Below are 1,257 nucleotides of genomic sequence, written 5' to 3'. Positions count from 1 at the left end.
TGACCCGTCCTGATATGGGTTGACACTTTTTAACTAAAACGCTCGATGTACTTCATCGGGCGTTTTGTATTTTAAAGCCGTATGAGGCCTCATTTGATTATAGATATCTACGGACTCTGCTACCATCGTCCTTGCTTCTTTCAGATCTTTCGGTTTCTTCAGCAAGAGCTCCATTTTGAGTATCCCATTTACACGCTCAGCTAAAGCATTCTGATAACAGTCATACCCGTCAGTCATTGAGCAAGTCACTCTATGTTTCTTATGGATATCTTGATATTCCTTCGAACAGTATTGTGAGCCTCTATCTGAGTGGTGTATTAGCTTTTCTTCACTCTGCCGTTGCCTGAGAGCTGAGATAAATGCCCGCTTAACTGATTGAGTTTTCATGTTGTCATCCACATAAAAACCAACAATCTTCCTTGAATAAGCGTCTGTAACCAAGCTGAGATAACTCTCTCCATTTTGAGTTGGCAAGTAAGTAATATCAGCAACCCACAGTTGTTCTGGCTTCGTTGGTGTCAGCCCATCTTTCACTTTGTTTGGGTGACAGAAAAATCGATGACGGCTGTCAGTCGTTCGGTGATAGGCTCGTCTTGCTCTCACTAACAGCCGATGCTTTCTGAGAAGTTCAAAGAGCTTATCGCGACCTATTTGAATGCCCTTTGTTGCTGCTAAGAACTTCAGTTTACGCGTGCCAATGCGTGGCTGCTTCAGCCTGACTTCACGGACAAAGCCAATGATAGCATGCTCATGATGTTCACAACGAGATTGAGTTTGGCATTGCTTATAATAAGCTTGGCGAGAGATTTGTACTAACTGACAAAACTTCGTAACGCTCAAACCTACTATGGTTTTCTTTTGGACAACGCTTCTTTGTGCTTTTTTGTCACTCTAACACCATAGTCACGTTCCATAACGTTCACGACAGCTTCAAAGAAGTCGGCTTTGAGTTGAGCATCTTCGAGCTGCTTCTCAAGCTCTTTAATACGTTGCTCTGGTGTAGGAGGTAAATTGAACTCGGCCATAGAGTCTCCTTTGGACATAAAGTTAGGTGTCCCTTTAGACCAATCTAGTCGACCATGCTTACGAAGCCAAACCAAAACCGTAGAGCAACCTTGGATGCCATACTTCTCTTGGGCTTGTTTGTAAGTGAGGCTTCCTTTTTCAACCTCATCAACTACAGTGAGTTTAAAAGCGAGGGAGTAATCGCGCTGAGTTCTTTTAGTTGTTGATTTCATAACACTCTCCAATTTTTTT

Annotated in this window: 1 protein-coding gene; it reads right to left on the bottom strand. The window is 42.7% G+C overall.

Annotated features, from left to right (window positions below):
• Window positions 1-33 precede the first annotated feature (33 nt).
• Window positions 34-1,238 (bottom strand): IS3 family transposase gene (locus tag R7Q11_RS24825; protein ID WP_225466836.1). Its coding sequence is split into 2 segments (ribosomal slippage): window positions 34-887 and window positions 887-1,238, totalling 1,206 coding nucleotides; the frame shifts between segments, so codons are not numbered across the junction.
• Between the last annotated feature and the right edge of the window lie 19 nt (window positions 1,239-1,257).

It is taken from the genome of Vibrio sp. 970 (assembly GCF_033339075.1).
The sequence above is the reverse complement of the archived record's forward strand: the minus strand, read 5'-3'. Positions and strand labels throughout refer to the sequence as shown.